Source organism: Pseudomonas sp. C6002 (assembly GCF_013385805.1).
Taxonomy (GTDB): domain Bacteria; phylum Pseudomonadota; class Gammaproteobacteria; order Pseudomonadales; family Pseudomonadaceae; genus Aquipseudomonas.
The window spans coordinates 242,765-249,199 of record NZ_JACAPH010000014.1; the positions used below are offsets into that span (position 1 = coordinate 242,765).

At 61.7% G+C, this 6,435-nt stretch carries 8 protein-coding genes; 7 read left to right on the plus strand and 1 reads right to left on the minus strand.

The window, feature by feature from the left end; translation table 11 throughout:
* Nucleotides 1-140 precede the first annotated feature (140 nt).
* The 6 genes from adk (at nucleotide 141) to HX817_RS09820 (ending at nucleotide 4,453) form a co-directional block, all read left to right on the plus strand.
* Nucleotides 141-788, plus strand: coding sequence for an adenylate kinase (adk, locus tag HX817_RS09795; RefSeq protein ID WP_102368215.1), 648 nt, complete (start codon nucleotides 141-143; stop codon nucleotides 786-788).
* An 89-nt stretch (nucleotides 789-877) separates the two neighbouring features.
* Entirely contained in the window at nucleotides 878-1,564 is a 687-nt protein-coding gene (gene tsaB / locus HX817_RS09800; RefSeq protein ID WP_177037000.1) for a tRNA (adenosine(37)-N6)-threonylcarbamoyltransferase complex dimerization subunit type 1 TsaB, read from the plus strand.
* 160 nt (nucleotides 1,565-1,724) lie between these two features.
* Entirely contained in the window at nucleotides 1,725-2,036 is a 312-nt protein-coding gene (locus HX817_RS09805) for a hypothetical protein (protein ID WP_003219213.1), read from the plus strand.
* Nucleotides 2,036-2,896, plus strand: coding sequence for a DUF72 domain-containing protein (locus tag HX817_RS09810; protein WP_003219211.1), 861 nt, complete (start codon nucleotides 2,036-2,038; stop codon nucleotides 2,894-2,896). The genes HX817_RS09805 and HX817_RS09810 overlap by 1 nt, the downstream gene beginning before the upstream one ends.
* A 27-nt stretch (nucleotides 2,897-2,923) precedes the next feature.
* Nucleotides 2,924-3,751 (plus strand): oxaloacetate decarboxylase, encoded by an 828-nt coding sequence (locus HX817_RS09815; protein ID WP_008431093.1) that lies wholly within the window; start codon nucleotides 2,924-2,926, stop codon nucleotides 3,749-3,751.
* Between the two features lie 3 nt (nucleotides 3,752-3,754).
* A complete protein-coding gene (locus tag HX817_RS09820; protein ID WP_177040162.1) occupies nucleotides 3,755-4,453 on the plus strand; it encodes an extensin family protein in 699 nt (232 codons plus the stop codon).
* Between the two features lie 3 nt (nucleotides 4,454-4,456).
* Here HX817_RS09820 and HX817_RS09825 read toward each other — a convergent pair whose 3' ends face one another.
* Nucleotides 4,457-5,077, minus strand: coding sequence for a hypothetical protein (locus HX817_RS09825; RefSeq protein ID WP_032898688.1), 621 nt, complete (start codon nucleotides 5,075-5,077; stop codon nucleotides 4,457-4,459).
* A gap of 96 nt (nucleotides 5,078-5,173) precedes the next feature.
* On the opposite strand from HX817_RS09825, the gene HX817_RS09830 reads away from it, so the two are divergent.
* On the plus strand, nucleotides 5,174-5,956 hold the full coding sequence (locus tag HX817_RS09830) for a class I SAM-dependent methyltransferase (protein ID WP_003219204.1): 783 nt from the start codon (nucleotides 5,174-5,176) through the stop codon (nucleotides 5,954-5,956).
* Nucleotides 5,957-6,435 lie beyond the last annotated feature (479 nt).

The following is a 6,435-nucleotide window of genomic DNA, read 5'->3' on the forward strand; positions in this document are numbered from 1 at the left end:
CGGCGGCTTGTGTGGTTTGGGCCTGCTGTGTATCTTGATCAGCCTTTGGCCGTTTGTGCGGCCTGGACCCAAAATTTCCGAGATTGGCCCCACGCGGCGAATCCGAGCGTCATCTCTATAAAAAATTGAGGAGCACATCGATGCGCGTCATTCTGCTGGGAGCTCCCGGGGCCGGTAAAGGTACTCAGGCAAAGTTCATCACTGAAAAATTCGGCATTCCACAAATCTCCACCGGCGACATGCTGCGTGCGGCCGTCAAGGCCGGCACCGAGCTGGGCCTGATCGCCAAGAGCGTGATGGACAGCGGCGGCCTGGTCTCCGATGACCTGATCATCAACCTGGTCAAGGAACGCATCAGCCAGGAAGACTGCAAGAACGGTTTCCTGTTCGACGGCTTCCCGCGCACCATTCCCCAGGCTGAAGCCCTGGTGAAGGCCGGCGTCGAGCTGGACAACGTGGTGGAAATCGCCGTTGAAGACGAAGAGATCGTGCAGCGTATTGCCGGTCGTCGTGTTCACGAGGCCTCGGGCCGCGTCTACCACATCGTCTACAACCCGCCGAAAGTCGCGGGCAAGGACGATGTCACCGGCGAAGACCTGGTACAGCGTAAGGACGACACCGAAGAGACCGTGCGTCATCGCCTGTCGGTCTACCATTCCCAGACCAAGCCGCTGGTGGACTTCTACCAGAAACTCTCGGCCGCCCAGGGCAAGCCGAAGTACAGCCACATCGAAGGTGTGGGTTCGGTTGAAGCCATCACTGGTAAAGTACTGGAAGCGCTGATCTGATCGTTCATCCGCTTGATTGACAACGGCCCGCTTGCGGGCCGTTGTTGTTTATACTGACGCACTTTTTTTCAACGTGGATGCATACACCGATGAGCACCTTGCTGGCCCTGGACACCGCGACTGAAGCTTGCTCCGTTGCCCTGCTGCACGATGGCAAGGTTACGAGCCACTACGAGGTGATCCCGCGCCTGCACGCGCAGAAGCTGTTGCCGATGATCAAGCAATTGCTGCTGGACGCGGGCACCACCTTGTCGGCGGTGGACGCCATCGCATTCGGGCGTGGCCCGGGCGCGTTCACCGGCGTGCGCATCGCTATCGGTGTGGTCCAGGGGTTGGCGTTTGCGCTGGAGCGTCCGGTATTGCCGGTGTCCAACCTGGCGGTGCTGGCGCAGCGCGCGTTTCGCGAGCACGGTGCAAGCCAGGTTGCAGCAGCCATCGATGCGCGCATGGACGAAGTGTATTGGGGCTGCTACCGCGAAACCGCTGGCGAGATGCGCCTGATCGGCGCTGAGGCCGTGCTGCCACCTGAAGCGGCGGCGTTGCCGGGCGATGCCAGCGGCGACTGGTTCGGTGCCGGCACCGGCTGGGGCTACGGCGAGCGCATTGGCGTGACGCTTGCCGGCCAGGATGCCGGGATGCTGCCCCACGCCGAAGACCTGCTGGCCCTGGCACGCTTTGCCTGGGAGCGAGGCGAGGCGATTCCGGCGGACCAGGCGGCGCCCGTGTACCTGCGGGATAAAGTGGCGCAGACCAAGGCTGAACGCGGGATTATTTGACGTCAAAAGTGCGGGCAATTTCAGGAAAAAATAGCCAATCGTCAGAATTTGCCCGTGCTTTTAAACCTTTTACCAATTATGTGTTCTAGTTATCACCAGAGCATTTGCGCGCCATGGAAAGCGCCACTAAAATGCCATCACCGATACCGAGTTCGCATGTATGCGCATAGACGGCTTTTCATCACAGTCCTACCCCCTCAAGCGCAAGCCTCGCAAGGCGAACGTGACGGTAGACGACTCCGTCGAAGACTCGCCCGACTTTGTTGAAATCCAGTCTGACAACACTGCTGTTTCAACCCGTTCCCAGGGTTCCGGCGGTGCACGTACCAGCGGCGTTCCTGCCCGCCAGCAAGACATGATCTTCCCGCGCTCCATGAGCAAAAACGTCGCCAATGCCCTGGCCAGCTACCTGACCACTGCCGGCTTTGTCGAATGGGATATGGAAGTGCTGGGCCTCGATATCCATATCTGATGCTGTTGCCTTACTACCTCGGTTGTCCGTCCTGGAGTGAAAACGCCTGGCGCGAATACCTGTATCCCGCCGACGCCCGCTCCAGCGATTACCTTGCCCTGTATTCCCAGGTCTTCAACGCCGTCGAGGGCAACACCACGTTCTACGCCCGTCCTTCCGTCGCTACCGTGCAGCGCTGGGCTGAAATCATGCCCGAGCATTTTCGCTTCACGGCCAAGTTTCCGGGGGATATCAGCCACAGCGGCAACCTGATCGAGCAGTTGCCGGCGGCGGAAAGTTTCCTGGGGTTGATGAGCCCGTTGGGCGAACGTATTTCGCCGTTGTGGCTGCAGCTGCCGGCCAGTTTTACCCCGCAGCGCCTGGGTGAGTTGGCCGGGTTTATCGACGGGCTGGAGCGACCGTTGGCGGTGGAGGTGCGTCACTCGGAGTTTTTCGCCAAGGGCGATGCCGAGCGCAGTCTCAACCGCTTGCTGCGCGACCGCGGTGTCGAGCGCATCTGCCTGGACCCGCGTGCGTTGTTCAGTTGCACCTCCACCTCGGCAGCCGTGCTGCACGCCCAATCGAAAAAGCCCAAGGTGCCGCCTCGCCCGGCGGCGCTGACGCAGTTTCCGCAAGTGCGCTTTATTGGCCATCCGGAGTTGGAAGCCAATGATCCGTTCCTGGTGCCCTGGATTGAAAAGGTCGCCGGCTGGATCGAAGAGGGGCGTACGCCCTACGTGTTTCTTCACACTTCCGACAACCGCCTGGCCGCCCAACTGGCCTTGCGCTTTCATGAGAAATTGATGCTGCGCTTGCCCGGCTTGCCGGCATTGCCCACCCTGCATCGAGAACCCGCAGCGGAGCAACTGGGGTTACTCTAAGGCTCCTTTTCCCGACAGGAGTCAGTCATGGATGCCCAAACCCTTCGCGCCGAAACCTTCAAGGCCCTGCACGAGCGTGACCGCGCGTTCGTGATGCCCAATCCATGGGATGCGGGCTCTGCAAAAATGCTCGCCAGCCTGGGGTTTGAAGCCCTGGCCACCACCAGCGCCGGCTTTGCCTTCAGCCTCGGCCGCCCGGATGCCGAAGGTGCGTTGTCCCTGGAAGACACCTTGGGCAATGCCGGGGCGATCGTCCAGGCGACCTCGCTGCCCGTCGCCGCCGACCTGGAAAACTGCTTCAGTGACACCCCTGAAGGCTGCGCCGAGACTATCCTGCGGGCGGCAGCGACTGGGATTGTCGGTGGCTCCATCGAAGACGCCACCGGAATTGCCGTCGACCCGATCTATCCCTTTGACCTTTCCGTGGAGCGCGTCGAAGCCGCAGTCGCCGCTGCCCGCAGTTTGCCATTCCCCTTCACCCTGACCGCCCGCGCGGAAAACCTCCTGCATGGCCGGCTGGATTTGCCCGACACCATTCGCCGCCTGCAGGCCTACGCCGAAGCTGGCGCCGACGTGCTCTATGCACCGGCCCTGCGCAGTGCCGAGGAAGTATTGGCGGTGGTGAAGGCGGTTGCACCCAAGCCCGTGAATATCTTGATGTCAGGCGCCCTGAAACTCAGCGTGGCGCAGTTGAGCGAGATGGGCGTCAAGCGCATCAGCGTCGGCTCGGCCATGGCCCTGGCGGCTTATGGCGAGTTCTTCAGGGCGGCCCAGGAGGTTCATGAGTTGGGCACGTTTACCTTCACTGAGCGCTCGATGCCGTTCAACCAGGCCAATCAACTGTTCAAGGGCTGAGGCGTGCGTTTCTTCAAGGTGCTGCGCGTGCTGCTGGTGTTGGCAGGTGGTGTGTTGGTTGGCGTATGGCGGGGTTGGGTGCCGCTGCCCGATGAGTGGAACCCGTGGGCTCCGCTGGACGTGCGGGCAAGCCCGAACCTGCTGACCCGATTCAAGCTTGGGCGTTTGCAGGATGATCCTGCCCTATGTGACCAAGTGCTGAAGACCTCCGGGCTGCGGGTCGCCCATCAGGCGGACAGCCCTGCCGACGCGGCTTGCCCGCTGCGCAATACATTGCGGGTCCAAGGCGCTGATGTCGGCTTGAGCAGCAGCTTTCTCGCCAGTTGCCCGCTGGCCGTGGCGTTCGCCCTGTTCGAGCGCCATAGCCTGCAACCAGCGGCCCAGGCGGTGTTTGGCCAGGCAGTGACGCGGGTCGATCACCTGGGCAGCTTTGCCTGTCGCAATATCTACAACCGCGCCAACGGACGACTCAGCCAGCATGCGTCGGCCAATGCGTTGGATATCGCCGGGTTTCGCCTGGCGGACGGGCGCACCATCAGTGTGCTCAAGGATTGGCCGGGTGACGGCGAGCGTGCGCGCTTCCTGCGGCAAGTGCGCGATGGCGCCTGCAAGGATTTCAATGTGGTGTTGAGCCCGGATTACAACGCCGCCCACCGTAATCACTTTCATCTGGACATGGGTCGGTGGTGGGTGTGTCGCTGAGGGTCAGGCGGCCAGGCGCAGGTTGTGCAGGATCAGCGGACGCGCCCAGCGGCTGTCGAAATCCAGGGCTTTCTGTTGCTCAACCAGCTCTTCTGCCGGGAACGGTGGCGGTGGTGGTGGCAGCAGGTCCAGTTCGAATTCGGCGATCGGCAAATGCAGCGGGCGTGGTTGCGGCGCCGGACCCGGTTCGGGCAGCGGTTGGCCGGCGGTCAGGACGATCGGGCGCACCCAGGCGCTTTCGAAGTTTTGCTGCTTTTGCTGGGCGACCACTTCTTCCGCCGGGTACGGTGGCGGGGCCGGTGGCAGCAGTTCCAGTTCGAATTCGGCGATAGGCAGGAACAGCGGCTCGGGCGGGGCGATCTCGGTGTCTGTCACATCACAGGCGCGCTGGGTGACGATCTGCGACAGCAGGTCACTGCCTTCGCTGGGTTCTACCGCCGGGTCCACAGGTTTCGCCACCGACTTGGCGAGCGCGCCCGGCGTGTCGCCGAGCTGTTCGGCCAACGCCTGGGCGAAGAAGTCCTGCCACACATGACTGACGCCGGCCAGCGCTTGGGTATTGCGCAGGCCGAAGTGGTTGTGGGTCGGCAGTACACCGGTGAATAGCGAAGGAATGTCTGACATTTCTCTCGATCGTCGCTCAGCTCTGGCAAAATGCCGGATCCTTTTTTTTATCGGCCGCTTTTTGCCGATCCTTAATATTTTTGAGCGTAGTCACCGATGAGCGAACAACCAGCGGCCAGCCGCATTCGGGTCGAGGCCTTGGCCGAAGGTTTTCAGGCACGTGCCCAGCACTGGGCCGAGCAGCTGGGGTTGCCTTTGCAACTGGATGAGGCGGACTTTGCCTTGCAGGTGGGGGAGCAGGGGCTGCAGTTGCAACAGCTGGGGCCTGAGGCGCCGGGGCCGGTGCGGGTGGATTTTGTGGAGGGTGGGGCGGCGCACCGGCGTCTGTATGGCGGCGGCAGCGGGCAAATGATTGCCAAGGCGGTGGGTGTGGCGCAGGGCGTGCGGCCCAGGGTGCTGGATGCTACCGCCGGGTTGGGAAAGGATGCATTTGTGTTGGCCAGCCTGGGTTGCGAGATGAGCCTGATTGAACGCCAGCCGTTGATTGGGGCGTTGCTGGAAGATGGCTTGGCGCGAGGTGCAGAGGATTTTGAGGTGGCGCCGATTGTGGCGCGGATGAGGTTGCTCAAGGGCAACTCCATTGAGGTGATGCGCGATTGGGAGGGGGAGCCGCCTCAGGTGATTTATCTGGATCCGATGTTTCCGCATCGGGAGAAGACGGCGTTGGTGAAGAAGGAGATGAGGTTGTTTCGGCCGCTGGTGGGGGATGATCCGGATGCGCCGGCGTTGTTGGCGGCGGCGTTGGCTTTGGCCAGTCATCGGGTGGTGGTCAAGCGGCCGCGTAAGGCGCCTTGTATTGAGGGGGTGAAGCCGAGTCATGCGTTGGATGGGAAGTCCAGTCGGTATGACATTTATCCTAAGAAGGCGCTGAAGTCCTGAGGGTTGAGTACATATCCGTTATTTAGGTAACGGCCACTTAGGGTTCCGCTCTTACAGCGGGTCACTTTTTTACAAACGCCTAAAAAAGTAACCAAAAAACGCTTTGCCCCACCACTCGGTGCCTCGCCCAGGCTCGGCATGCCCGCACTCCGGCACGGTTCCGCGGGCCGCCGCGACGGGCCATCCATGGCCCGGCGCGGCTAAATCGGCATCCTTGCCGATTTACCCGCTCCACCGTGCCTACTTGCGGCCATCGTGGTTGACGGGGCCCGCAGATCAAAATCAAAGGCCAGATCAAAAGCGGGATCGCGTGCAGCTCTGCTTTTCTGTGGGAGCTGGCTTGCCTGCGATGCAGACAACTCGGTGTATCAGGCAGACCCAGTTGATGCCATCGCAGGCAAGCCAGCTCCCACATTTGACCGTGCCCGCTTTAGCTTTTGATTGTGCTGTTGCTCTAAAACACTCAAGCCGGCCGGGAG

What these genes read in the sequence shown, in the direction of transcription:
- adk (WP_102368215.1), top strand. Translation starts at nt 141, where the DNA reads ATGCGCGTCATTCTGCTGGGAGCTCCCGGGGCCGGTAAAGGTACTCAG.
- tsaB (WP_177037000.1), top strand. Translation starts at nt 878, where the DNA reads ATGAGCACCTTGCTGGCCCTGGACACCGCGACTGAAGCTTGCTCCGTT.
- HX817_RS09805 (WP_003219213.1), top strand. Translation starts at nt 1,725, where the DNA reads ATGCGCATAGACGGCTTTTCATCACAGTCCTACCCCCTCAAGCGCAAG.
- HX817_RS09810 (WP_003219211.1), top strand. Translation starts at nt 2,036, where the DNA reads ATGCTGTTGCCTTACTACCTCGGTTGTCCGTCCTGGAGTGAAAACGCC.
- HX817_RS09815 (WP_008431093.1), top strand. Translation starts at nt 2,924, where the DNA reads ATGGATGCCCAAACCCTTCGCGCCGAAACCTTCAAGGCCCTGCACGAG.
- HX817_RS09825 (WP_032898688.1), bottom strand. Translation starts at nt 5,077, where the DNA reads ATGTCAGACATTCCTTCGCTATTCACCGGTGTACTGCCGACCCACAAC.
- HX817_RS09830 (WP_003219204.1), top strand. Translation starts at nt 5,174, where the DNA reads ATGAGCGAACAACCAGCGGCCAGCCGCATTCGGGTCGAGGCCTTGGCC.